The sequence below is a fragment of the Bradyrhizobium sp. AZCC 1719 genome (assembly GCF_036924525.1).
Taxonomy (GTDB): Bacteria; Pseudomonadota; Alphaproteobacteria; order Rhizobiales; family Xanthobacteraceae; genus Bradyrhizobium.
Map to the genome: position 1 here is coordinate 4,791,064 of NZ_JAZHRU010000001.1, position 23,933 is coordinate 4,814,996.

General features: G+C 59.8%; 19 protein-coding genes and 1 pseudogene. 15 read left to right on the forward strand and 5 right to left on the reverse strand.

Annotation, left to right across the window (positions count from 1 at the left end):
• Nucleotides 1-82 precede the first annotated feature (82 nt).
• The 5 genes and pseudogenes from V1292_RS22410 to V1292_RS22425 form a co-directional block, all read right to left on the reverse strand.
• Complete coding sequence (locus tag V1292_RS22410; RefSeq protein ID WP_334374825.1) at nt 83-2,605, reverse strand: ATP-binding protein; 2,523 nt, start codon at nt 2,603-2,605, stop codon at nt 83-85.
• A 33-nt stretch (nt 2,606-2,638) separates the two neighbouring features.
• Nucleotides 2,639-3,004, reverse strand: a pseudogene (locus V1292_RS33920) (winged helix-turn-helix domain-containing protein); the annotation flags it as partial.
• A gap of 1,023 nt (nt 3,005-4,027) precedes the next feature.
• The gene (locus V1292_RS22415; RefSeq protein WP_197424044.1) at nt 4,028-4,198 is read right to left on the reverse strand and encodes a hypothetical protein; all 171 of its coding nucleotides are present in this window, start codon (nt 4,196-4,198) and stop codon (nt 4,028-4,030) included.
• A 1,179-nt stretch (nt 4,199-5,377) separates the two neighbouring features.
• Nucleotides 5,378-5,965: a hypothetical protein gene (locus V1292_RS22420; RefSeq protein WP_334374826.1), complete on the reverse strand. Its 588-nt coding sequence runs from the start codon at nt 5,963-5,965 to the stop codon at nt 5,378-5,380.
• Between the two features lie 1,177 nt (nt 5,966-7,142).
• Nucleotides 7,143-8,060, reverse strand: coding sequence for a LysR family transcriptional regulator (locus tag V1292_RS22425; RefSeq protein ID WP_334374827.1), 918 nt, complete (start codon nt 8,058-8,060; stop codon nt 7,143-7,145).
• A 91-nt stretch (nt 8,061-8,151) separates the two neighbouring features.
• On the opposite strand from V1292_RS22425, the gene V1292_RS22430 reads away from it, so the two are divergent.
• The 15 genes from V1292_RS22430 (at nt 8,152) to V1292_RS22500 (ending at nt 23,913) form a co-directional block, all read left to right on the forward strand.
• A complete protein-coding gene (locus V1292_RS22430) occupies nt 8,152-8,943 on the forward strand; it encodes a fumarylacetoacetate hydrolase family protein (RefSeq protein WP_334374828.1) in 792 nt (263 codons plus the stop codon).
• A 9-nt stretch (nt 8,944-8,952) separates the two neighbouring features.
• Nucleotides 8,953-10,425: an aldehyde dehydrogenase family protein gene (locus V1292_RS22435; RefSeq protein ID WP_334374829.1), complete on the forward strand. Its 1,473-nt coding sequence runs from the start codon at nt 8,953-8,955 to the stop codon at nt 10,423-10,425.
• A 44-nt stretch (nt 10,426-10,469) separates the two neighbouring features.
• Entirely contained in the window at nt 10,470-11,396 is a 927-nt protein-coding gene (locus tag V1292_RS22440) for a hypothetical protein (RefSeq protein WP_334374830.1), read from the forward strand.
• Nucleotides 11,302-11,736 (forward strand): cytochrome P450, encoded by a 435-nt coding sequence (locus V1292_RS22445; protein ID WP_334374831.1) that lies wholly within the window; start codon nt 11,302-11,304, stop codon nt 11,734-11,736. The genes V1292_RS22440 and V1292_RS22445 overlap by 95 nt, the downstream gene beginning before the upstream one ends.
• Nucleotides 11,733-12,689: a PDR/VanB family oxidoreductase gene (locus V1292_RS22450; RefSeq protein WP_334374832.1), complete on the forward strand. Its 957-nt coding sequence runs from the start codon at nt 11,733-11,735 to the stop codon at nt 12,687-12,689. Before V1292_RS22445 ends, V1292_RS22450 begins: the two co-directional genes overlap by 4 nt.
• 15 nt (nt 12,690-12,704) lie before the next feature.
• Complete coding sequence (locus V1292_RS22455; RefSeq protein WP_334374834.1) at nt 12,705-13,580, forward strand: hypothetical protein; 876 nt, start codon at nt 12,705-12,707, stop codon at nt 13,578-13,580.
• Between the two features lie 35 nt (nt 13,581-13,615).
• Nucleotides 13,616-14,458 (forward strand): fumarylacetoacetate hydrolase family protein, encoded by an 843-nt coding sequence (locus V1292_RS22460; RefSeq protein ID WP_334374835.1) that lies wholly within the window; start codon nt 13,616-13,618, stop codon nt 14,456-14,458.
• 56 nt (nt 14,459-14,514) lie between these two features.
• The gene (locus V1292_RS22465) at nt 14,515-15,552 is read left to right on the forward strand and encodes an ABC transporter substrate-binding protein (RefSeq protein ID WP_334374836.1); all 1,038 of its coding nucleotides are present in this window, start codon (nt 14,515-14,517) and stop codon (nt 15,550-15,552) included.
• Nucleotides 15,553-15,584: 32 nt separating this feature from the next.
• On the forward strand, nt 15,585-16,412 hold the full coding sequence (locus V1292_RS22470; RefSeq protein ID WP_334374838.1) for an ABC transporter ATP-binding protein: 828 nt from the start codon (nt 15,585-15,587) through the stop codon (nt 16,410-16,412).
• A complete protein-coding gene (locus tag V1292_RS22475; RefSeq protein ID WP_334374839.1) occupies nt 16,409-17,179 on the forward strand; it encodes an ABC transporter permease in 771 nt (256 codons plus the stop codon). The genes V1292_RS22470 and V1292_RS22475 overlap by 4 nt, the downstream gene beginning before the upstream one ends.
• 17 nt (nt 17,180-17,196) lie before the next feature.
• The gene (locus V1292_RS22480) at nt 17,197-18,357 is read left to right on the forward strand and encodes an acyl-CoA dehydrogenase family protein (protein ID WP_334377129.1); all 1,161 of its coding nucleotides are present in this window, start codon (nt 17,197-17,199) and stop codon (nt 18,355-18,357) included.
• Nucleotides 18,354-20,483 carry an acetate--CoA ligase family protein gene (locus tag V1292_RS22485; RefSeq protein WP_334374840.1) on the forward strand — a complete coding sequence of 710 codons (2,130 nt, stop codon included), beginning with the start codon at nt 18,354-18,356 and terminating at the stop codon, nt 20,481-20,483. Before V1292_RS22480 ends, V1292_RS22485 begins: the two co-directional genes overlap by 4 nt.
• Nucleotides 20,484-20,609: 126 nt before the next feature.
• Nucleotides 20,610-22,163, forward strand: coding sequence for a sulfatase-like hydrolase/transferase (locus V1292_RS22490; RefSeq protein ID WP_334374841.1), 1,554 nt, complete (start codon nt 20,610-20,612; stop codon nt 22,161-22,163).
• A 60-nt stretch (nt 22,164-22,223) separates the two neighbouring features.
• Nucleotides 22,224-22,901, forward strand: a complete 678-nt coding sequence (locus V1292_RS22495; RefSeq protein ID WP_334374842.1) for a DUF2270 domain-containing protein — start codon at nt 22,224-22,226, stop codon at nt 22,899-22,901.
• A gap of 505 nt (nt 22,902-23,406) precedes the next feature.
• Nucleotides 23,407-23,913 (forward strand): MarR family winged helix-turn-helix transcriptional regulator, encoded by a 507-nt coding sequence (locus V1292_RS22500; protein WP_334374844.1) that lies wholly within the window; start codon nt 23,407-23,409, stop codon nt 23,911-23,913.
• Nucleotides 23,914-23,933: the final 20 nt, after the last annotated feature.

The window sequence follows — 23,933 nt, forward strand, 5'->3', positions numbered from 1 at the left end:
AGGCGTGAAACCTCCCCATGAAGCATTGTGAATTTCCGTGAAATCTCAGCAGCGGATGTGAAACGGCCTGCGTTGATCTGGGCTAGCGCTGGCCCGAGAGTTCATCCAGCAGACCCTTCGCGATCCTAAGATCGTTGGTTTCGTAGCCCTCGGTGAAGCGGCTATAGAGCGGCGAGAGCAGCTCGTACGCTTCGCCGACCCTCCCTTGATCCCGCCGCAGTCGTGCCAGGCTGGTTGTGGTGCGCAGCTCCCATGCGAGAGCCTCCTGCGTTCGGGCCACCTCAATCGACGCCAGAAAATCTTCCTCGGCCAGACCAGCGTCTCGCTGCAAAGCGACTACACCCTTGATCCGCAACAGCTCCGGACTGCACCAGCGCTCCTCGCTCTGCTCGTTTCGTCCGATCGCTTCATCGATCGTGGTCCTTGCCAGTAGATCGTCTCCAGCAGCCGTCAGCCCCTCGGCCAACGTTCCCAGAAAGGTCGTGAGATACTGGACGAATCTGGCTCGGCGAAGCTCGTCGATACCAGCTTTTAGCTGCCGCAAGCCGGCGGCGAGATTGCCGCGCTTGACCTGCAATTCTCCTTCGAAGCAGCGCCCATAAGCGCGCCAGATATCGAGCTCATCGCTGGCGGTCTGATAGAGGAGCATCTTCGTGTAGCGCTCCGCGGCCAACAGATCGCCAGCCATGAGGGCAATCGGACACGCCGCTTGAGCAAGCGCGTTGCAGAGCGAGAGTCTGTGATTGATCGAAAGAGCGTCGCTGACATTATTCTCGACACAGCTTAGCGCCTCAGTCGCAAGCCCTTGCAGCCATAGCACCCGTGCGAGCGTGATGCGTGCTGTCACCCGTTGGTCGAACTGGAAGCGCACCGCATGTGATCGACGGACGGGAGCTACGTAGTGCGCAAGCATCCGCTCAATGTGCTGTCTTGCACTCGATTGATTGCCCAGGAAGTGCAACGTCGCACCTTTCAATCGATCGCCGAGCAATCGATCGTTGATATCCGCCGTCTTCTCGGCAACCGACGAAAACCGCTTCGCTAGCTCCAGAGCTTCGACGAACTGTCCGCGGTTGACTCGCGAAGCCCACATTCCCCAGAGCGTCCGCAAGCGGTAGTCAGTATCATCCAGATTTTCCGCGATTTCGAACGCGGTCGCCCACGCCACCCCCGTGTCCCGGGCCGATGCTGTCGTGTACATCTGCGACCAGGCAACCGCAGCATAGAGGTGCATCCGGCGGCGTCCGTCGCTCGTGCTTTCGCCGAGCGTAGTCAGCGCACGCTCGGCCCGCGTGCGACATTCCTCCATCAGCGACATCTCGAACCAAACAGGCACTGCCGCGACCGTCAGTGCTACGCCGACGCCAGTATCGCCGCTCGGCGAAAATGCCCAGTCAAGTGCGCTGCGAAGATCGTCGATCTGTGGTGCATGCGCGGATAACCATTGGGTGGTGGGCCAGGTCTCCCACTCAACGAGGGCGCGCTCGAACCGCTCAAGTTGGTAGAGTGCGTGTCGGCTTCTCACAGCTTGCGCTTCACCTTCTTCACTCAGCCTTTTCTGAGCGTAAGCTCGCGCTGTATCAGTTAAGCGATAATATACGGTCTCGCCTGCCACATCCGCTATGACCAGCGACTTCTCGACAAGATCGGCAACGACCCCGTCGACCTCGGACGCGATTATTTTGTCGTCTCCAGCGATGGCGCTGGCAGCTTCCATCGTGAAGCGTCCGGCGAAAACACCCAACCGGCGCATGACGACGCGTTCGACTTCGGAGAGCAGATCGTAGCTCCAATCGAACGCTGCACGAAGCGTCTGATGCCGTGGCAGCGCAGTGCGCCGACCGCGTGTCAACAGATGAAATCGATCGTCCAGGCGACTGGCCACTCCGCGAACCCCAAAGGCGTCAACGCGACACGCAGCAAGCTCGATGGCCAGCGCAATTCCATCGAGCCGACGGCAGATTTGCGCGACAACTGGGACATCGTCATCCCTGAGTTCGTATCCGCCGGCGCTCGCTGACGCGCGCTCGACAAAGAGTTGTACGGCCGGGTAGCTAAGCGCTTCCATGACTGTTAATCCTGCCTCGACAGGAGCAGTTTCCAGCGGGGGTAGGCGCTGCACGCGCTCATCTTCGGCACGTAGAGGTTCTCGACTGGTGGCAAGGATGTGAACAGCCGGTGCGCCTTTCAAAAGGGTTTCAGCCAACTCCGCGGCCGCCAGCAAGACATGCTCGCAGTTGTCGAACAGGAGCAGCATCTGTTTGTCCTTGAGAAAGGACGTCAATGCGGGATATGGATTCTCCGAGCGGATCGGAACACCAAGCACAGAAGCGAGCGCGCTCGGCACAAGCTGGGGATCGTTGAGCGGAGCAAGATCGACAAACCGTCCACCATCTTTGTAAGAGGCTATCAACTGGTCGGCGACCGCCAGAGCAACTGTGGTCTTGCCGATTCCGCCCGGTCCGACGATCGTGACGAAGCGGCCTCGCTGTAGCCTGCTGCTCACCATGGCAACGATATCAGCGCGGCCGATCGGTCGGGTGAGACGGTCCGGCAAATTGTGCCCTTTATGGGGGGCGGGGAAGGCTTGGGCTGTATCGCCCATGGACCGTGAAACCGTCGCAACGAAGCGATATCCCCGACCAGGCACCGTGACGATGTAGTTCTCGCCGGTCCTACCCTCCGCGAGTGCACGCCGCACAGCATTGATTTGAGCTCGAAGGTTCGATTCTTCGACAGTGAGGCCAGGCCACACGCGCGCAATGAGGTCATCTTTGTCGACCACTTCGCCGGCGTGCTCAACCAAAGCTATGAGAATTTCGAAGGCCCGACTTCCAAGCGGAACCGGATTATCGCCTTGAAGGAATAGTTGCTGCCGCGGGACAAGGCGGAATGGGCCAAACGAGAAAGTAAGCTCGACTGGCGCGCTTACGTGATTGCGTCCGTTACCTTCCGTCACGGATACAGAAGGAGGATCACGGTCGCCTCTGCTAGAGGGTCCCATTTTTGGCTCGCCCCTTTGAAGCCAAGAAGAACCAATTTATCACCTCAACAGTGGGCTGGAAAGCACTGCAGTCAATCCGCTTTTGACGATGAACTACTTGATAGACCGAGAAAATTCCGGCTCGGGAGCAAATTGATAGAGCGCAATTAAGCGCCGCTCCCGGTGAACGAAAGCCGTCGGCTCGGTGCGCTGGCGCCGTCTCATGATCTTGCCGTGAACTTCACGACAAGCGTTGACGAAGATGTTGGCGTGGGTTGGTAGCACTCCCCCGCTACCGGTCGTACAATGTTGCACGCCGAACTACGATTTTCTGCGATTTCTTGCCTCGCCAGCGCTTCAGCCGACTAACTTGGCTGCTACTTGGCCGGCGGCTTCGTCAAACACAAGCCGAGCGCCAAGGTCGGTGGCGCGCCTACACCCGGTCCTGATCGCAGTCCCATCACGGATATAGTGTTGGTTTCGATCAATTTCAGGGAAGTCGCCTTTGGGTGACCATCCGCCGCTTCCGGCTGTCTATCGCTATGGTCCCATGGTCCTGCCCACTCTGAATCCAAGTGTGTCGAACTGAACCTTGCTGTGACGCTTGAACCGGATGGCCGCGCGGACGAGTTCGGTCTCGTTGTGCCAGGAGCCTCCTCGAATAACCCGATAGATTGGATCGCCGCCCTGAAGCCAAGCCGCTCCTCGAGCGTCAGGTTCAGTTGGATAGCGTGCTCGAGCCATGCCTTTAGCCCGCAAGCAAAAGCGTGAAGCCTTGCGTGGAATCGGCGACGTAGCGCATGAGCTTATCGGCATCTCCCGTCCATCCGGACTCCTGCACGCGTACGAACGTCGTACCCTCCGGAATAGCTTGGAACGTCCATTCGACAGTCGTCGGGCCGCTGTAGCCAGGTGGGGGGCACTGCTTGACCAGGAACCGTGCGGTTAATGCCGGTTTCGCCGGCGCCGTCCCTCTCCAGCAATCCGAGCGCGACAAGTGATTGTATCAGCACTCTTTATGAAGAGCTGGAAGAGCGGAGCACATTATTTCTTCTTAACTTCGGATTTGAATGAGACGCCCAACCGCATTGCAACTTTGCGAATGCGCTCAGGGGTGCGCTTCATGATACGAGCGGCTTCCACTAAAGACTTCGACGCTTTGGCAAGTTCGATAAGGCGACGATCATCTGCAAAAGACCAAGACTTGCCAGCCATCGGTGAAGCGCTCCGTACAAAAGACAAAGCCGCCGAGCGGAGTATGTTCGCTGAAGGCTTTGCTTGGAACTGCGTGTGAATTGTTTGGTCGACGAGAAGTATACCACGATGGGTGGGGACGGTGACCGTCTGTCACGCATCTACACCGCTGGAAGCCTTACAGGGGCGCATTTGTCGGGGATATCCTGACACACGCGGAGGCCAAGGTTAGGTACAACACGGAACGATTCGATTGGTGGGATCTCGGGACAGGGCGATCGAATGGAAGAATGCGCGAGAAAGGCGTGGGTCGTAAGCATCGGCCGGCGTCGCCAAAGAGGTGATGTATTCTTAGAGTACTGCTTTTTCTATGTGGGACATCCGACCAGGCAATCGGCAGTGGACGCAGTGCGCCGCAGCCTGAGTTCGCAAATCGATCTTCGGCGGGTGAAAGCAGAGCGGGAGTTGAGTTCAGACGAAATAGCCAAGAAAGGCTTGCGATACCGGCAAGTGAAGTATGCCGCGAAAGGCTCCGCGCCGCCATGAAGAAGCTTGGAGGATCGATTTCTCACCTCCGGCCGGGCCGGCCATGGTTCGTCGCTTAGCCCCTTGTGCGACAGCCGTGGTCGCGTCTGGTCGCGGCTCGGTGCTCATTTGTGAAAAGGAAAGCGGCACTAAGGATAATCGCCGCGTTCTCACACCAACTTCTCCGCAGACAGCGGCCAGGCGATATCCCCATCGCGTGGTGCGGCTTATAAATCACTGGCGGAGCCGTGGGCGGACACGCCACGAATTGGGCGAAGTGCTGGCAGCACTGGTCGGGTACTCGTGCGAAAGACACGAGAGGACAGGCGGACCGCCGTCGGTCGCGAGCGAGTCCGGCTGCGCGGTGTGAAGTTTGGCGCAGCCCAAGCCCTCGCCGGAGCAACCAAGTGAGGCGCTTCGCCGAAGCCAATCCGGAGAGCACCTGAAGTCAATAGCTGCCTGTTTCAAGGTCAGCTCGACGATGATATCCAGGCTCAAGCCGAAAGCGTCTAGAAACGCCTCCTGGCGCGGTTTCCGGGTCAAGCCACGGGCAATGCCCAGACCTGGGCATTGGCGACGGCCGGCCCATTGCGCCGTCACGGCGGCACGTCGAGGGCGGCTTGCCGCTCGTATCACCTTTGACGTGGCGACGGGACGGAGCTGCCTCGGCAAGGATCACTCGGCCGAGTTCACGCGGATTTCGGATTGGACGAGCCTGCATCCCTTAGCTTCGGCGCAGCGGTCCATCGGAACAACAAGCATCTCCCTCAACCTGCGTTGCTTCTCTCCTTGGGAAAAAGGGGGCGCTAACTGGTCGGCTCTTCTCCGAATCTCACTTTCGAAGGCGGCTCGCTGGTCTGGAGTAAGAGCCTTCCCAGCCGTCATTAAAAGGAAACCAACTAGATCATGCCGCCGTAAGTCCAAATCCAGAATGATGAGCCCGAAAGGACCATCGGGGATGCTCACCCGCTTAAAAATGCAATCATAGCTGTTCTGGCAAAGCGAATATTGCTTTAAGTTCACATACCGCATGCTGCATTCCGGAGGCGTTTCCAAGCGAACGATGCAGACCGCCAGATCCGGCGCATTTTTGTTGGGGATGGGCATGGCCGTCGGACCGCGCCCCCCGCCAATGCCTGGAATGCCGTCCCAGGGTTCTCCGTTGGCCTTCGTGTGGTCGGCCGCCACGGTGATGCTGATGGGTTTCCCTTCCCCGGCTAGGCAGTAGGCGGGGAACACCAAAATGAACAAAATGGCCCACAAGAACCGTCGGCTTATGCGCGAATGCCAACTACCGACTCGGTAAGAGCGCCTGAACAAGCATAACTGGTGTATTTGCATATTGCGCATCCGACAGGTTCTTCCTGACGCGGATTCGCGGTTCATTGATGATCCCTTTGCGAGATCAACATATTCTCGCGTACGGAGGCGTCAACGCCTAAGCGAAAGCTCTATGGCAGAGCGCCTAAGAGGGGTACTTGTGGATTAAGCGGATTTTGATTCCGCCATCCGACGTCCGATCCGTCCGGCTGCAGCCAGCACTTAAAACCCTGAATTCGTTATTAGGACAGCTCTTCTCGCGGCTAAACTTCAAGGTGTGGTTGGAAAGCACTGCAGCGTCAGTTCTCGGTGCACGATCGAACGGTCTTGCGAGGACACCGCAATGGCAGGGCTGGACTGCCGATTGAAACCGCGCAAGCCTCTTGAAGCAGACCCAATGGATCAACACACCCGTCATCGTTCTTCCCCAGAACGCCGCAACGAAATCGCAACGAATTGGGTGAAACGACCGTGAACAAAACGAGACGGTATCGACCGTCACAGCAAGAAAAATCAATGACTTAGAGCATGCGCACTGCGTTCGGGACGCAGGGGGTATCCTCTTCAGACAGCCACGACGAGCGAATGTCGGTATCGGCAGTTGCAAGTCCACATTTGAACCTGCGAGTTTGAGAACGGACTGGGAAACCTGGCGCTTCCCGATCGAAACTGCGCAGGAAGTGGAGGCTCTCTGCTTGCGTCGATTGCGGCCGGCTGTACGATGGTGGCGCCGAACATGCGCCACTTTCGAGTTTCCACGAATTCGGCCGCTTTCGCCCGAGACTAAGGTCGTGACCTTTACGTCTCCACGAGTGTAAGAGCTGAGCCCGCTGCGAGGCTCAAGAACTGCCTTATGCGAAGGATTGGATGAGATATCGTAGGTTTGGTTGGTGTGGGGAAAGGCGGTAGCGCTCCGCCGCTACCAAATCTGCGATTTTGTACGCCGAACTACGATCCTCTACGATTTTGTACTCTGGGCGATAGCGGTTCGAGCGGTCAACGTACTTTCGGAGAAATGCGTGAAGCCGCGCTCATTCAGCGCCTTGTCAGTTACCGTTGAGTCGCGTGTCAGGAAGGTCGGCGCGAAGTGAGCGCGAGCACTTGAATAATGCCAATCGCCCTACGTGTCAGGATTGCGAACCCATGCCGGCGCGAACTTGATGAGGAAGCCTCGAAATGCCTCCGCTGGCGGTGGGAGCGAGCGCCCCTTTAGCGTGAAGATAGAGTAATCGCGAATCAACTCAGGTCCATCCACTCGTATCAGTTTCAGTCCAAAGCCGGTTGCCAGGCCCTTGGCAATGATGGGGCAGGCTGCGACGCCGAAGCCGGCCTGAACCATTGCGAACGCAGTGTTGATCCGGCGTACCACTTTCATTTCTTTGGGCAAGAACTGAGGACCAGCCACTCTGCCATCGAACGGTCCCCACTCTCTAAACTGTCGAAAGAAGCTGATGAAGGTTCGATCCTCGATGTTTCTCCAGGTCACCTTGGAACGGTTCGCGAGTTGGTCGTCCTTGCGGATCGCCAGCATCAAGGGTGCCCGCATGATCGGGACCTGCTCGAGTTCTTGATCGCTGATAGGCGTAGGGGCAATCCCGAGGTCGACCTCTCCCAGTCGCGTCCGTGCAATGACATCTTCTAGCTGCACGTCGAGAAACTGCAACTCGATGTGCGGATATTGCTTGCGGAATGCTGCCATTGCTCTGGGTAAAAGGGTGCAAGACAACACCTCAGGTGCAGCGATCCGAACGATACCGCGGCGCAGCTCCTTCAGGGTGTTGAGGCTCGCGACGGCGCCGTCGAGGTCTTGTAACGCGCGCTCCACCAGCGGGAAGAACTCACTTCCCACCGACGACAGGTTTACGGCCCTCGTGTTGCGGTCAAATAGACGCACGCCCAGCTGGCTCTCCAGCTCCTTGATGAGGCCGCTGACGGCAGCGGGCGTCAGATGCAGAATTTCGGCGGCTGTCGTGAAACTGCTCGATGTGCCGACGGCTCTAAAAGCCCGCAGCTGGCGGAGGGAAAGATTGCTCAGCATTTCTTAAAACTCTGTCAGAAAATGTTGTTTGTCTAAAAAGTGACGGTAGTCGATGGTTGGCCCTGTCACAAGCCAATCCGCAGCAATCATCATGGTCGCTCTTACAGAATCTCAACGGAAAGAGGCCGCCGAAAAGCTCTTTATCGCGGAGCGCGATCGTACCCTGTTGCCGCGGCTTTCCGACACTTACCCCGGCATCGATATCGACGATGCCTACGACGTGCAGGCCAGGGTTGTGTCCATGAAGGTTGAGGCAGGGGCGAAAGTTCGAGGCTACAAGATCGGTTTGACGTCCAAGGCGATGCAGGACGCCGTGGGTATTGCGGAGCCGGATTTCGGTCATTTGCTCGACGGCATGATCTATGAAAGCGGCCAGCCGATCTCACTGACTGGCCACCACGCGCCGCGCGTCGAGGTCGAACTGGCCTTCGTGCTCGAACAACCCTTGCGCGGACCGGGGGTCACCGTGTCCGACGTGCTGAGCGCCACTAGGCACGTGATTCCGGCGATCGAACTGATCGACTCCAGGACAGTTCTTCCGCGCAAGCTGGTCGACACGCTGGCAGACAACGCCGCCAGTGCGGCCGTCATCATAGGTGGCCGCCCCGTACGCCCAATGGACGTCGATCTGAGATGGCTCGGAGCGGTCGTCTACAAGAACGGAGTCATTGAGGACAGCGGCATGTCCGCGGCCGTGCTGGGGCATCCAGGCGCGGGCGTCGCCTGGTTGGCCAATCGGTTGGGTTTGCGTGACGTGTCGCTGAAGCCGGGCGAACTACTGCTGGGAGGCTCGTTCACGCGACCGATAGCGGCGAGCGCAGGCGATGTCTTTCATATCGACTACGGCCCTCTGGGTTCGATCGCCATACCATTCATCAATTGAGGCGCGGTTGTGAACGGACACATCAACATCGACGGCATCAAGGTTTCGACCGACCACTTCATCCATGGTGAGCGCGTCGCATCAACCGAACACTTCGATGACTATTGCCCCATCGATGGACGTCTGATTGGTCGTGTGGCCGCTGGATTGCCCGAGCACTGCAACGCGGCAATCGAGGCCGCGAGGTCCGCATTTCCCGGATGGGCTGGACTGGGTCCGGTCAAGAGGCGCGAGCATCTGCAGCGCTTTGCAGCCGAGCTGAAGAACTGGGGCGACAAACTCGCCCGGGTCGAGTGTGAGGACAACGGAATGCTGCTCGGCCGTCTCAAGGGGCACCAGATCGAGCGCTGCGCCTTGAACCTCACATTCTTCGCGGACGAGGCGCTCAAGCTGGTTGATCAGCGCATCGAAGCGCGCAACGCCCGCCATCATGTACACTACGCGCCCGCCGGAGTGTGTGTGCTCATCACGCCGTGGAACTCGCCGATGATGTTGACGACCTGGAAACTCGGTCCGGCGTTGGCTGCGGGCAACACGGTAGTGATCAAACCGCCCGAATGGGCACCGCTGACCTGCTCGATGCTGGCCGACATCGCAGCCGCGGCCGGCATTCCCCCGGGTGTTATTAACGTGGTCCAGGGAATCGGAGCAGTCACCGGCGCCGCGCTCGTACGTGATCCGCGCGTTGCCCGTGTATCGTTTACCGGCTCGGTGCCAACGGCGAAGTCCATCGCGCAATCCACGGGCAACAACCTGGTGCCGGCGAGCTTCGAGTTGGGTGGCAAGTCGGCCTTCATCGTTCTTGACGACGCCGATCTGGACCTCGCGGCTGCAACGGCAGCGCTGCAGTACCGCAATGCCGGTCAAGTTTGCCTGGCGGGTACCCGTCTGCTCGTGCAGGACAGTATAGCCGACGATTTCCTTGAGCGAATGCAGAAGGTCGTCGCGCGGCTTCGTGTGGGTGATCCGCGAGATCCCAAGATGGAAATCGGCCCGATAATTCACCAGCGCCAGCTCGACAAGATTGCGGGCATGGTTGATCGCGCGCGGCAGCGAGGCGCGACGATCCACTGGGGTGGCGAAGAGCATGCTGCTGGCGGTCTCTTCTATCAGCCCACGCTTATTGGCGGCGTGAGCAACGACGACGAGGTCGTGCAGAACGAAATCTTCGGGCCGGTGCTGGTCATTCAGCGCTTCTCGACGGATGCGGACGCTGTGCGGATGGCCAACAGCACCCGCTATGGCCTGGCTGGTCTCGTGTTCGGAAAGCAGGATCGAGCCGTGGCAGTGGCTGAGCAGTTGCGCACGGGAATGGTTTGGGTGAACTCGTTCTTCCTCCGTGACCTGGAGGCTCCATTCGGCGGGGTCGGCGATTCCGGTGTCGGCCGGGAAGGCGGGCACTGGAGCTTCGAATTCTTCTGCGACATCAAGGACGTCATGCTTCCACAGAGACCCTACGTACCGGTGTTCGCCGGCAGCTGAGATAAGACGCGCAAGAGAGACGATCTCACTCCTAGAGACGGACGATGGACGAGCAAGACGCCATGGCGAGAGAGACGAGTACGATCCCGGGGATCAATCTGGCGTCACTGGATACATTCCTGAGACCCGAGTTGCCCGACTTGTTTGCCAGGCTGCGTAGTGATGCGCCCGTGAGCTGGCACCAGCATCCGGACTCCGGAAAAAAGGGCTTCTGGGCCGTCGTTTGCTACGACGACATCGTTTCCGTGAGCAAGGACACCGCCACATTCAGCAATCGTGAGGGCATCCAGGTCCTTTTCGAAGGCGATCTTCCTCACGCCGGCGAAGGGTCGATGATCGAAATGGACCCGCCCGCGCACACGCGATTGCGCAGACTTGTGGGACCGACATTCGGCTCGATGGCCGTCGCCAGGATGCAGGAGCAGATCCGCGCGCGCGTGCTGACGATGCTGGATGGCCTCGACGGCAAAGACGATATCGACTTTGTCCGCGATTTCGCGACGCCACTACCGCTCGGTGTCTTCTACGATCTGATGGGCGTGCCCGCAGCCGACCAGCGTCGCATGCTTGAATTGGCCGATCGTACCTTCTTCTCGGGTGATCCGCGATTCGGAGCGGACCAGCAGGGCATAGGGGAGGCGGGGCGCGAAATCCAGGCCTATGGACGCTGGCTCGCCGAACAGCGGCGGAAGGAGCCGAAGAATGATTTGATGAGCGCCCTCGTGGCGGCCTCGATCGATGGTGAGCAATTGACGCCATCCGACTTGGTGTGCCTTCTTCGGTCTTCTGGGCGCCGCGGGCGCCGATACCACCCGTTCCTCGATCTCCTACGGGCTGAAGGGCCTGACGGACTATCCGCAGCAGAAACAGTTGTGGTTGCAGGACATCGAAGGAAAAGCGGCCGCTGCTACCGACGAGATCGTGCGCTGGGCAACGCCGACGATGCACATGCGTCGCACCGCTACCCGTGACGTGGAATTGCGCGGCCAAAAAATAGCCGCCGGCGACAAGGTCGCAATCTGGTACGCCTCGGGAAACTTCGACGAGACCAAATTTGTGGCACCACGCGAGTTCGACGTTTCGCGCTCGCCCAATCCTCACCTGGCGTTCGGGATGGGCGGACCGCATTTCTGTCTTGGCGCACATCTGGCGAAGCTGGAGATCCGCATCGCCTATTCCGAGCTGCTCAAGCAGTATCCGGAGATCGAGGCCACCGGTCCGGTAGACCGTCTGCGCAGCAACTTCATCAACGGGCCGTTTTCCCTGCCGGCTCGCCTCGGTAAGCGTCACAAGCAAGGGAGGTCGGCATGAGCACTCGATCGATGCGGGTCGACCGCATCCGGGTGGAGACCGACGACGTCCGGGTGTTTGAACTCGTTCCCGTCGACTCGGCACCGCTCGCTCCGTTCGGCCCCGGCGCCCACATTGACGTCCACCTGGGAAACAACCTGGTGCGCCAGTATTCGCTTTGCAACGGGCCTGATGACACCGGCTGTTACGTTATTGGCGTGAAGCGGGAGCCCGCATCGCGGGGTGGTTCAGCCGCCTTGCACGAGAGCATTCGCGAAGGCCATCTGCTGCAAATTGGCCTGCCGCGGAACAACTTTCCGCTGCGGGACTCGGCGGCGCACCACGTGCTGGTCGCAGGCGGCATCGGTATCACCCCCTTGTTGTCGATGGCGCGGCATCTGTTGGCGTGCAAGCGGTCGTTTGAATTGCACTACTTTGCGCGATCGATAGCGACCACGGCCTTTCACAAGGAGCTGTCGGAATCACAGTTCGCGGGCCTCGTTGACTTCCACTACGCGCTGGAACCTGCCGCTGTGCGTTCCAAGCTGCGCAAGATCCTGCAGGAGCGCAAGCCGCATGCTCATCTCTATCTGTGCGGCCCGCGGCCATTTATGGACGCGGTTGAGGATGTCGCGGCCGCAACATGGCCGAACGACGCCGTTCACCTCGAGTACTTCTCGGCAGACGTGAATGCGCTGTCGGCGCCAAAATCGAGCTTTGTGGTGCGCCTCGCACGAACCGGCGGCGACTACGTCATTCCCGAGGACATGACCATCGTCGCGGCGCTCGCGCAGTATGGCGTCTATATCGACGTGTCGTGCGAACAAGGCGTGTGCGGCACTTGCCTGACCGGAGTAATCGAAGGCCAGCCGGATCACAGAGACTCGTTTCTTAGCGAGAAGGAACGCAAGTGCGACCGAATGCTGCCCTGCGTCTCTCGCGCAAGGAGCGACATGCTCATTCTAGACATATAACCGAAGGGAAACCGAATGGGACAGATCGTTGGTGCCGCCATTGTTTCGCATCATCCTGGATTATTCCGACCGCAGGCCGATCGCATTGCGATGGGCAATGGCCGGGATTCCGACCTGATCGAAGGGTTCGAGAGACTGCGCAAGAAGATCGACGTGGCGAAACCCGACACGCTGATCATTTTCGATACGCACTGGTTCACGAGCGGCCGGCATGTCGTGGCTGGCGCGGATCGTTACCAGGGGACGTACACCTCCAACGAGATGCCGTGGATCCTGCACGACATTCCCTTCGACTATCGCGGGGCGCCAGAACTCGCGGCCGAGATTGCCCGCGTCGGTGCAGAAGCTGCGGTGCCGGTGGAAAACACCCGGAATACGCACATCGAGCCGGAATATCCGACCTTCAACCTGCTGGGACCGCTTTGGCGTGGCGAGCGAATACTATGTGTCGGCATCTGCCAGAACGCCCGGGCGCATCATTTCCTGGCCATGGGTGAGGTCATCGGCAAGGCGATAGCCAATGTGGACACCCGCGCGGTGCTGCTGGCCTCGGGTGCCCTGAGCCATCGCATGGTCGATCTGGATTTCAAGCCGAGAAATCCGCGCTGGTGGCATCCGGACAACATCAGCGATCCCAAGCACGTCGTGCTCGATCATGAGGTCATGGCTTCATGGGCGAGCGGGGACCACGCTGCCGTCATTGACCGGTATCCCGAACTGCGCGCGGCGGCGTACGAGGGCCTTGGCGGGCACTACCTGCAGATGGTCGGTGCACTTGGCGGACGCGATTGCCGGGCGCGCGGCGAACGAGTGTCGGAGTATGAGAACGCGATGGGGACCGGCAACGTCCACATCTGGTTTGAAACCGCTCAAATGGGAACAGCAGCATGAACGTCCTTCAAGGGCCCAGGCGCGAACTGCGCCGGGTGATCTTCAACGGTTCGCTGCACTTTGCTGTCCCGGAGGATGACCGATTGCGGCTCGACGACGGGCGCCTGGTTGCCATGGGTGAGGCCATTCATCTCGCCCCATGCACGCCGAGCAAGATCATCTGCCTTCATCTGAATTACATGTCGCGCTATTTCGAATTGCGCGGCAAACGGCATGACGACAAGTCGTTGTACGGTACGCCAACCTACTTCATGAAACCGGTCACCTCGATCAACGCGCACGGCGGCGAGATCGTGCGCCCGGACGGTTATCAATACCTCAACTACGAGGGCGAAGTCGCCATCGTTATCGGCAAGCCTACCCGCAACGTCACGCCTGACGAAGCCTGGGACCATATCGCCGGCTTCACCTGTGCGCTCGATATGGGGCTTCAGGACATGCGTGATACCGATGCAGGTTCGATGATGCGGGTGAAGGGCGCGGACGGGTTCTGTCCCATCGGTCCCGGCATCGTATCCGGCATGGATATCCGACAACAGACACTGCGTACCTGGCGTAACGGCCGTCTCGTGCAGGAGGCGGCAATCGCCGATGACATGATTTTCGGTTTCGACTACCTCGTCGCCGACGTTGCCCGGCACATCACATTGATGCCCGGCGATCTTATCCTGACGGCGACGCCGGCGAACTCCCGTCCACTTGATGTGGGTGACGCGATCGAAGTCGAAGTGACAGGTATCGGGCGACTATCCAATCGCGTGGTCGCCTCGCCCGCACCCCGGGCAACGGTTGGTCATCAACCCAACGGCAGCTCTGAGGTCATGAGGGTCGCGCTGGGCGACGATAGCCGGCTGCCGGCACATTTGTTGCCGAAATAGGCGGTCTGACCACGCAGCGCCTGGACAATGAAAGACTAACACCAAGGGGAGGGAACATGAAATTGAATGCGAAAAAGTTGCTTTGCCTCGTCGTCCTGCTGTCGGCGATGGCGCCATTTGCTTCGGGTGGAGCGGCAGCGCAAACGCCAAACGGCGGTGGCGCAAAATTCCGCTATCAGATCTACGAGTCGCCAGGCGAGATGATGTTTCGCGTCATGGAGGACAAGGGCTTTTGCGAGAAGTACGGCCTGAAGTGCGAAGGAATCCGCATCACGAATGGGCCTCTGGGCATCCAGGCATTGCTCGGTAACAGCCTCGAATTGGGCTTTATCGGTACCGACGCCGGCATCCGCGCGATCACAGGCGGCGCTCGGGTCAAGTTCGTACTTGGCGTGGGTAACCGCGTGCCATACTACGTCGTGGCCCGAAAGGACTTTCCCTGGACCGGTAAGGAACGCACCTATCCGGCCGCTATGCAGGAGTTCAAGGGGAAACGCATCGGCGTGACGGCACGCGGCGCCAGCACCGAATTGATCTTTAACCTGCTGCTGCAAGATGCCGGCCTTTCGCACGACAGCGTGACATATGTCGCGGTAGGCGGCCCGCCCACGGCATTCGGATCCCTGTCGTCGAAGCAGATCGACGCAGCCATCCAGGTGCCGCCCACCGCCGAAATTTGTGACCACTCTTCGGTCTGCGAGACCATTTTCAACCTGCCGACCGAAAAGACAATCCCGGCTGTCAGCCGGCTGGAGGGCGCGGGCGTGACCGCAATGATGTCCGACGAATTTGTCGAGAAGAACCCGAAGGTGGTGGAGGCGTTCGTTGCAGCCGCCCAGGAAGCCAACAAGTGGATGAAGGACCCTGCGAACCTGGAGGAATACATCGCCATTGGAAAAAAGTACCTGAAGGTAAACGTTCCCGATGCCGATGTTGTCATTCGAGAAACGCTGCAGCGCCAACTGCAGATCTCCGACCCTCGGGTCAACCGCAAAGCGATCCAGGTCTTCATCGACGTGCTCTATGACGCCAAGCTCACGCCGCGGAAGCTTGGCCCCGACGACGTGATTTCCAAGTTCGCTCCAGCAAGCTGACGTCTCATCGACCTAACAAAGGGAAACCATAGATGGGTGACCATCGGGCAGTTGCCGCGAAACCCGCGCAGACCGAAGCGCCGCCGACCATTCAGGGAGGTGCGTTGGACGTAATCGACGGAACGCTCCGCTTCGGCCAAGTCACCGCCTTTGAGAATGTCACGTTAAGGGTTAGACTCGGCGAGTTCGTCTCGGTCGTAGGACCAAGCGGTTGCGGCAAGACGACGATTCTCAACTACGCCGCCGGGTTGCTTCCCGCAGACACCTTGAAGGCCGGATCGATTACGGTGTTTTCGCAGAAGCCACTGGTTGGGAATATCAAGCTCGGATACATGCTGGCACGAGACAGCCTCCTGCCGTGGCGCACCGCGCTAAGGAACGCCGAGTTCGGCGCAGAAGCGCGGGGCATGCCCGAACAGAATCGCCGCGAACGCGCCATGGGGCTGCTGGAGCGGGTGGGCCTGAAGGGATTCGAGAATTCGTACCCAAAGGCGCTGTCTCACGGCATGCGCCAGCGCGTCGCGCTGGCGCGAACGTTCTGCATGGACGCCGAGATGCTGCTGATGGACGAGCCCTTCGGCGCCCTCGACGCGCAGACGAAGTTCCAACTGGAAGAACTGCTGCTTGCGTTGTGGCAGGAATCGCAGCGAACCGTGCTATTCGTTACGCATGACCTCGCCGAAGCGATAGCGCTAGGTGATCGCGTTGTCGTAATGGCTCCACGGCCGGGCCGGGTCCTTGCCGACATTCCGATCGACCTTCCTCGGCCAAGGAACCTTCGGGCACTGCAACGCACCGATCGCTTCCACGAGCTCTACAAGCACGTCTGGACCACCATGGAAGAGGGGTTCATTAGATGAATCCGGAGAAGAATTACTCGACACAATTCATTGTGCTCGCACAGATCCTTGTGTTTGCGTCGCTGCTCGGGCTCTGGGAGGGGGCGGTCAGAAGCGGCGTGGCCTCAGCCTCACTGTACGGCCAGCCCACCCAGATCGCGCACTCGCTTTGGGTCGACTGTTTTCAAACTGGAAGAATTTGGTTCGAACTCTGGTGGACGATCTCGAGCACGATGCTCGCTTTTGCCATTGGAGCGTGCGCGGCGTTGGTGCTGGGAATGGTTTTTGTCGTCTATCCGCTGGCCGAACGGGTGCTGGATCCCCTGTTTTCGGCGCTGAACGCCATGCCGCGCATCGCGCTTGCACCGTTGTTGATCCTTTGGTTCGGCTTGGGTATCGGATCGAAGGTCGCGATCGGCGCGAGCCTGTGCTTCTTCATCGTGCTGCAGACCGTGGTGGCAGGTGGAAGAAGCGTCGATCGAGATCATCTCACACTTGCTGCGACGGTCGGTTTGAAGCCAACGCAGTTGTTCTGGAAGATCACAATGCCTAGCGCGGTGCCGGTCGTGTTCGGCGGCCTGCGGCTGGGCTTCATGTATTCGCTCCTGGGCGTAGTGGCCGGCGAAATTATCGCGTCCGAACACGGGCTCGGTCAACTGACCGCTTATTTGACCTCGAGCTTTGACATCAATGGCGTCTGGGCGGTCGTCTTCATACTTGCCCTCGTTGGTGTCACCCTGTCGTGGACCCTGCTGACGCTCGAGCGCACATTGCTTCGGTGGCGCTGAGCGTAACGGGTGCCCGGATGATCAGAAACGCTGCCTGTCTCGAAGCACTTCTCGAACGGACCCGCGCATGGGTTCGTCAGCGCGCCATTCCGAACGAAAATCGCGTCGAAGAGCTCAATGAGGTGCCGGCCGAACTGGTTCAGGAGATGCGCGATAACGGCTTTTTCGGTTGGAGCATCCCTGAAGCTTACGGCGGAGCCGGGTTAACCACCGAGGAACTCGTGCTCGGCGCCTTTGAGATATCGCAGTGCTCTGTAGCCTTCCGGGCTCGGGTAGGTACCAACACAGGGATTGGTTCGGAAGGCATCGTGGTTGATGGCACGGATCAGCAAAAGGCGCGCTACCTGCCGACGATGGCCAGGGGCGAGAAGACCGGTTGCCTTGCGGTGACCGAGCCCGATGCCGGCTCCGAAGCGACCAATGTGCAAACGACCGCCCGCCGCGACGGTGACTGCTACGTGCTGGATGGCCTGAAGTGCTACATCACCAACGCGCCGATTGCGGATGTGTTCACGGTGACGGCCCGCACCGAATTGGGCACCAAGGGCGCGAAGGGCGTTTCGGCCTTTATCGTCGAGCGCGGCACGCCCGGACTTACGACTGGTGCTCCCTATCGCAAAATGGGCCAGGCTGGCTCGCCGGTGGGTGAGGTCAGATTCGACCGATGCCGCGTGCCCGCCGAGAACCTGATCGGCGGCGCCGAAGGCCGTGGCTTCAAGACCGTGATGAAGACGCTGAACAAGCAGCGAATCCACCTTGCGGCTCTTTCCACCGGGCCGGCCATTCGCATGCTGGAGATGGCGATCGATCACACGACCAGGAGGAGCCAGTTCGGGCAACCGGTGGCGAACTTCCAACTGGTGCAGGCCATGATTGCGGACTGCCGTACGGAAATCTACGCCGCGCAATCGATGATCCTTGAAACCGCGCGCAAGCGCGACCGTGGTGAAGACGTGGTCCTTGAGGCCTCGATGTGCAAGTACTTTGCAACCGAGATGTGCGGACGGGTCGCCGACCGATGCGTGCAGATGTTCGGGGGCGCCGGCTACATCGCCGACCACGCGGAAATTGAACGCTGGTACCGCGACGTGCGGCTCTTCCGGCTCTACGAGGGCACGAGCCAGATCCATCAGCTCAACATCGCCAGACAGACCTTTTCGCAGGCAGCAAGATCATGAACCGTTTCGAACGCTTCTTCCAACCGCGCTCGATCGCCATCGTCGGTGCGTCGCAGGATCTCGCCTCCATCAGCGGACAGCCCATCGCCCACTTGAAGTCCAAGGGCTATGCCGGAGCGGTGCTGCCGATCAACCCGCGCTATGAAGAAGTGGCGGGCTATCGTTGCTATCCCGACGTTGCCTCGTTACCTGAAGTACCCGACGTGGCGGTCATCGCCGTGGGTGCAAAGCGCGTGCCGGACGCGCTCAATGAGTTGGGGAGAAAGGGTTGCCGATTTGCCGTCATCTTGTCCTCGGGCTTTGCAGAAACCGGCGAGGAGGGCGCTCGAGCCCAGCGGGAGCTGACGAAGATTGCCCGACGATATGACATGGACGTCATTGGCCCAAATTGCCAGGGCTACATGAACATCAGCGACAACATCCACGTGGGCTTCGGCGCTCCCTACGGCATGACTTATTCGCGCGGAGCCGTGAGTGTGACTTCGCAGAGCGGTGCATTCGGCAATTCGATTGTGATGATTGCAAACGATGAGGGGCTGGGCTTTCGCCACTACGTGTCCACCGGCAACGAGTCGGTCACCACGTCGCTCGACTTCATCGACGCGATGATAGATGACACCGGAACGCATGTCATCGCCGCCTATGTCGAAGGCTTTCAGGATGCTCGCCGTCTGATGCAGATCGGCCGGCGTGCGCTCGAGGCCAACAAGCCGATACTGGTGTGGAAAGTCGGTACCTCCGACGCGGGAGCTAGAGCGGCCGCCTCGCATACCGCCAATCTCGGGGGCGCGATGGCGCTGTATAGAGCCGCATTCCGCCAGGCCGGCATCGTCGAGGTCAACGACATCGGCGATCTCGCTGATTGCGCCAAGGCGCTGCTGCTGCAGCGTCGGCCTCGGGGCAACCGCTTGGCGATCATCACCATTTCGGGAGGCGCCGGCATCGCGATGGCGGATCGCGCAGCCGCCGATGGGTTGGCGCTGCCGGCTCTTGCCGAGCAAAGCGTGGCGGCGCTGCGCGAGGTGCTGCCATCGTTCGCCTCGGTTGCCAATCCGCTGGACGTGACGGCAAGCCTGTTTAGTGACGCCGATCTGCTGCGCGTCGCACTCGAAACGATTGCACGCGATCCAAGCGTCGACATGATTGCGCTCGTGCTCGCCGCGGCAAGCGGCAAGATGGCAGTCACCCTGGCCCGGGAAATTGTGCGCATCTCCGCCGAATTCGATATTCCGATCTTCGTGGCCTGGAACGCCGACGCGACCTCTAACCGAGACGCATACGCGATTCTTGATGACGCCGGCATTCCTCGCTACGCATCACCTGTGCGCTGTGCGCGCGGCATTGGCGCCCTGTGGGCGTTCACTAGCGCGCGCCAACGACTGGCCCGGACCAAGGGCGAGCAATCCGAACAGATACCATCCACGAGCCAGATGCTGATCCTCGCCGGGCGAGAGACGGACCTGAGCGAATTCGAAAGCAAGCAATTCCTCAAGGCTTACGGCATCCCGTCTACCCGCGAAATACTGAGTCAGAACGTTGACGAGGCAGTTCGTGCGGCGCAGTCAATCGGCTTTCCGGTGGTGCTCAAGATTCAGTCCAGCGACATCCCGCACAAGACCGAAGCCGGCGGTGTGCGGATCGGTCTCCGTGACGACAGATCGGTCCACGATGCATTTGAGGCGATCATGGCCAACGCGCGCGCTTACGCGCCGAACGCGGCGATCCAGGGGGTGGTCGTCCAGGAGATGGTCACGGATGGCGTCGAGCTGATCCTCGGCATCAACAACGATCCGCTTTTCGGTCCCGCGATCATGGTCGGGCTCGGCGGCATCTTTGCCGAGGTGATGAAAGACGTCAGCTTTCGGCTGGCGCCGATCACGCGCTCCGACGCGGAGGATATGTTGCGGGAATTGCGCGGTTTTGCGCTGCTGGACGGGGCGCGCAGCCGCCCGAAAGCCGACGTCGCGGCCGTGGTCGATACACTTATGCGGTTGTCGGCGCTGGCGGTCAGTCGCGCCGCCGACTTGGCGGAACTCGACATCAATCCGCTGGCGGTGCTTCCAGCGGGGCGGGGCGTCCGCGCTCTTGATGCTCTCGTCAAGCCTCGCGCGGTGAGCTCGGTATGAAACTTGGCTCCGTCTCGGTGGAAGGCATTCGCTGGTCGAAATTGAGGAGTCGCGGTGCGCCGCGTGGCGGTTCTGCGCCGACCACAAAGGCTGTGCCGGTTTGGGTCGTGCAGGCGGGAAACTAGGATGAGCAACGTACTCTTCATCATGTGTGACCAACTGAGGTGGGACCACCTCAGTTGCTACGGGCATCCCTATCTACAAACGCCCAACATCGATGCCTTGGCCGCACGGGGCGTGCGGTTCGAAAGAGCCTTTGTCAATAGCGGTGTCTGCGGGCCGAGCCGGATGAGCTATTACACCGGGCGCTACCCCTGCAGTCATCGCGCGACTTGGAACCGCATGCCCTTGCCTGTCGATGAGGTTACGCTGGGTGAATATCTGCGCGACGGGGGGCGCTCGCTCGCACTTGCCGGTAAGACGCACGTTTGGCCCGATGTCGCCGGCCTCGATCGACTGCACATCGATGGCGAAAGCGAGCTTGGCGTCCTGCTGTCAAGAGGCGGATTCGTGGAGGCTGACCGTTACGACGGCCATCATGAACCTCACGGCGAAAGCGGTTACCCCGCCTTTCTCCAGGCTCACGGCTACGCCGGAGATCGGCCCTGGCATGATTACGTCATCTCGGCCCTCGATGCCGACGGCGGGGTCGTCAGCGGGTGGAGCATGCGCAATGTTCATCTGCCTGCACGAGTTAGCGAACGCCACTCCGAGACCGCTTACATGACGACGGTGGCAATGAATTTCATGGAGCGCATGGGCGACGCCCCATGGGTTCTCCACCTCAGCTATGTCAAGCCACACTGGCCCTATGTGGCTCCCTCTCCATACCACGCGATGTACAAGCCGGATCAGTGTTTGCCTGTTGTGCGCAACGTGAGCGAGCGACGAAACGCCCACCCCGTGGTTGCTGCCTACCGCCAGCACGAGGAGAGCATCAGCTTCTCCTCCGACGAGTGCATTCGCACCGTTAGGCCCGCCTACCAGGGGCTGATCAAGCAGGTCGACGATCATCTCGGACGGCTGTTCGAGTTCATGGAATCGAAAGACCTCCTGGCCGACACCCTGATCATATTCACGTCGGACCATGGCGACTTCCTGGGTGACCATTGGCTCGGAGAAAAGGAACTGTTTTACGATACCGTGCAGCGAGTGCCGTTAATCGTGGTCGATCCTAGCGAAAAGGCCGATACGACCCGGAACGCGGTCGATAGACGCTTCGTGGAAAGCGTCGATATCGCTCCCACGATCCTCGACTTTCTTGGTTCGCCAGTTCCGCGGCATCGCATCGAAGGCGTCAGCCTTCTACCTCAAATCCGGAACGACGAGATTAAAGGCAAGACGGCCGTCTACTCGGAGCTCGACTACAGCTTTCGGCTGGCCCGTGCGCTTCGCGGGAAGTCGGCGCAGAATGCACGCGCCTACAGCATGCGCACCGACCGCTGGCGTTACGTCTATTGGCTGGACGAGCCGGAGCAACTCTTCGATCTGCAGTCCGACCCCAACGAGTTCGTGGACCTGGGGCGTGAAGCGACCCATCAAGGTGTTCGCGAACAACTACGGGCCGAGCTTTTGGACTGGCTGGGGCGCCGAAAGCGGCGCACAACGCTCACCGACGAGTTCGTCGACAGCAAAGCCAATCGTCACAAGGAAGCCGGCGTGTTTTTCGGAGTGTGGTGATGCAAACGGAAGTCCACGGTGTGCGTCTGAGCCGCCACGGTGGCGAGGTGGCGTGCGGCAATGGTTGATAACGCAGTAGAGACGCCGGGATTTGATTCGGCGGAAATGGGCGCGCTCGCTCATCTTTATCGCGCCGAGATTTACCGCAGCACCGTCTGGCGAACCCGATTGGACAATACGACAAACTGGGCAGTCGTGACGACCGGAATTGCACTCTCCGCAAGCTTCAGCAATTCCGACGCCTCTCCGTTGCCTTTGGTGATCGTTGGATTGCTGGTTATCGTTTTTCTTATGTTGGAAGGCCGTCGGTACCGATATTTCCATATGTATCGTGCAAGGGCGCGCCTCATGGAAACGGGCCTTTATGGACCAATTCTCGAAGGCTCCAGAGCAAACCGTGATACCTGGAGCGACGTCCTCGGCCGCAACTATCGCCATGTGACGTTCCAGATCAGCGTCCCGCGTGCGATAGGGAGACGTTTGCGGCACAACTACGGCTGGATACTCGTCATCCAGGCGGTAGCCTACTACGCCAAGCTTATCATACATCCGGTACCCATCGCGTCGCTCGACCAGCTTTGGGACCGTGCCGCCATCGGACCAATTCCAGGAGCGATAACGATTTTAGCCGGCGCCATCTTTCACATTGCCTGGATTCTGTTCGCCTTCCTCACGCTCCAACGCGACGAACGTGACTGGAGAAAACGAGGCCAAGGCAACGACAACAGCCGCGATTGAAACGGGTGCCTTGTTGCCAGTCGATCAGCGGCTCGGCCAAGAAGCTGGACGACCAAATCTTTGTGAGCTTGGCGAAAGCCTTTAAACCTTCGGTCGAACGTTCGGACTTTCGGAGACCGATCAGCGGTCGTGCGGTGGTTGTCCAAGATCGAGAACAGTGTTTGTCGGACGAGAGGCGATCAAAATTCACTTCCGCTGGCAGGTCGGTTACCTGCTTCCTCCCTAACTGGCCGCCGCCTCTGCGCGGCGGCCATGTTTCTTCCAGGGTATCGGCTCGCGGGTCTGATTGAACTACTCGCCACCGCCGGCCGGATGTTCGCTCGCTATTTTCCTTCTGTTTCCCAATGCACCGGGCCCGCCGGCGGTGGGCAGAGCATGGACCTGAAGACGGTTTATGCCGATCCTCGTTTTCCGGCGGTTGATGCCGCTCTCGGCGAACTGCATTGGTATGGCACTACGCGCTTGACTCATTAATTGACTAGTCAATAATAGAGAAGTCAACGAAATGGGTTCCAGCCTCATGGCAGTGCATTCCGCGAAGCTAAGCCTAGTCGGCAGCACGTTGCCGCTGCAGCGATTTCTGACCTATCGGCTGTCGCGCCTGAACGCGAAGCTCAATCGGCAGGCGGTCGCCACGCTCAAGAAGACATGCGACCTTAAGCTTCCGGAGTGGCGCCTGATTTCGCTGCTGGCGACGTATGGTGAACGAAATGGCCGATGGATCGGCGACACTGCGGAGATTGATCCAGGCCTGCTCAGCCGGACATTCCGGTCACTGGAATTGCGAAACCTGATTTCGGCGCGCCGTGACGAGGAGGATCGCCGCGAAGTCTACTTCGCGTTGACGCGAAAGGGGCGGCAGCTCTACGAGAAGACCCATCCAAACATGCAGGCACGCCAGCAGGCGCTGTTTGCCGCGCTCGACGCGCATGAGCAGTCGGCGATCTTCAAGATCATCGACAAGCTCGAGATCGCAGCCGATGCCCGAGACGGTTCGCGGCAGTCCCGATGAAGGCGGCCAATACGCTGGTG

Bases quoted from the DNA above. Each gene is read 5' to 3' on its own strand.
- V1292_RS22410 (WP_334374825.1), bottom strand. From the start codon at position 2,605: ATGGGCGATACAGCCCAAGCCTTCCCCGCCCCCCATAAAGGGCACAAT.
- V1292_RS22415 (WP_197424044.1), bottom strand. From the start codon at position 4,198: ATGGCTGGCAAGTCTTGGTCTTTTGCAGATGATCGTCGCCTTATCGAA.
- V1292_RS22425 (WP_334374827.1), bottom strand. From the start codon at position 8,060: ATGCTGAGCAATCTTTCCCTCCGCCAGCTGCGGGCTTTTAGAGCCGTC.
- V1292_RS22430 (WP_334374828.1), top strand. From the start codon at position 8,152: ATGGTCGCTCTTACAGAATCTCAACGGAAAGAGGCCGCCGAAAAGCTC.
- V1292_RS22440 (WP_334374830.1), top strand. From the start codon at position 10,470: ATGGACGAGCAAGACGCCATGGCGAGAGAGACGAGTACGATCCCGGGG.
- V1292_RS22450 (WP_334374832.1), top strand. From the start codon at position 11,733: ATGAGCACTCGATCGATGCGGGTCGACCGCATCCGGGTGGAGACCGAC.
- V1292_RS22455 (WP_334374834.1), top strand. From the start codon at position 12,705: ATGGGACAGATCGTTGGTGCCGCCATTGTTTCGCATCATCCTGGATTA.
- V1292_RS22465 (WP_334374836.1), top strand. From the start codon at position 14,515: ATGAAATTGAATGCGAAAAAGTTGCTTTGCCTCGTCGTCCTGCTGTCG.
- V1292_RS22470 (WP_334374838.1), top strand. From the start codon at position 15,585: ATGGGTGACCATCGGGCAGTTGCCGCGAAACCCGCGCAGACCGAAGCG.
- V1292_RS22475 (WP_334374839.1), top strand. From the start codon at position 16,409: ATGAATCCGGAGAAGAATTACTCGACACAATTCATTGTGCTCGCACAG.
- V1292_RS22480 (WP_334377129.1), top strand. From the start codon at position 17,197: ATGATCAGAAACGCTGCCTGTCTCGAAGCACTTCTCGAACGGACCCGC.
- V1292_RS22485 (WP_334374840.1), top strand. From the start codon at position 18,354: ATGAACCGTTTCGAACGCTTCTTCCAACCGCGCTCGATCGCCATCGTC.
- V1292_RS22490 (WP_334374841.1), top strand. From the start codon at position 20,610: ATGAGCAACGTACTCTTCATCATGTGTGACCAACTGAGGTGGGACCAC.
- V1292_RS22495 (WP_334374842.1), top strand. From the start codon at position 22,224: ATGGTTGATAACGCAGTAGAGACGCCGGGATTTGATTCGGCGGAAATG.
- V1292_RS22500 (WP_334374844.1), top strand. From the start codon at position 23,407: ATGGGTTCCAGCCTCATGGCAGTGCATTCCGCGAAGCTAAGCCTAGTC.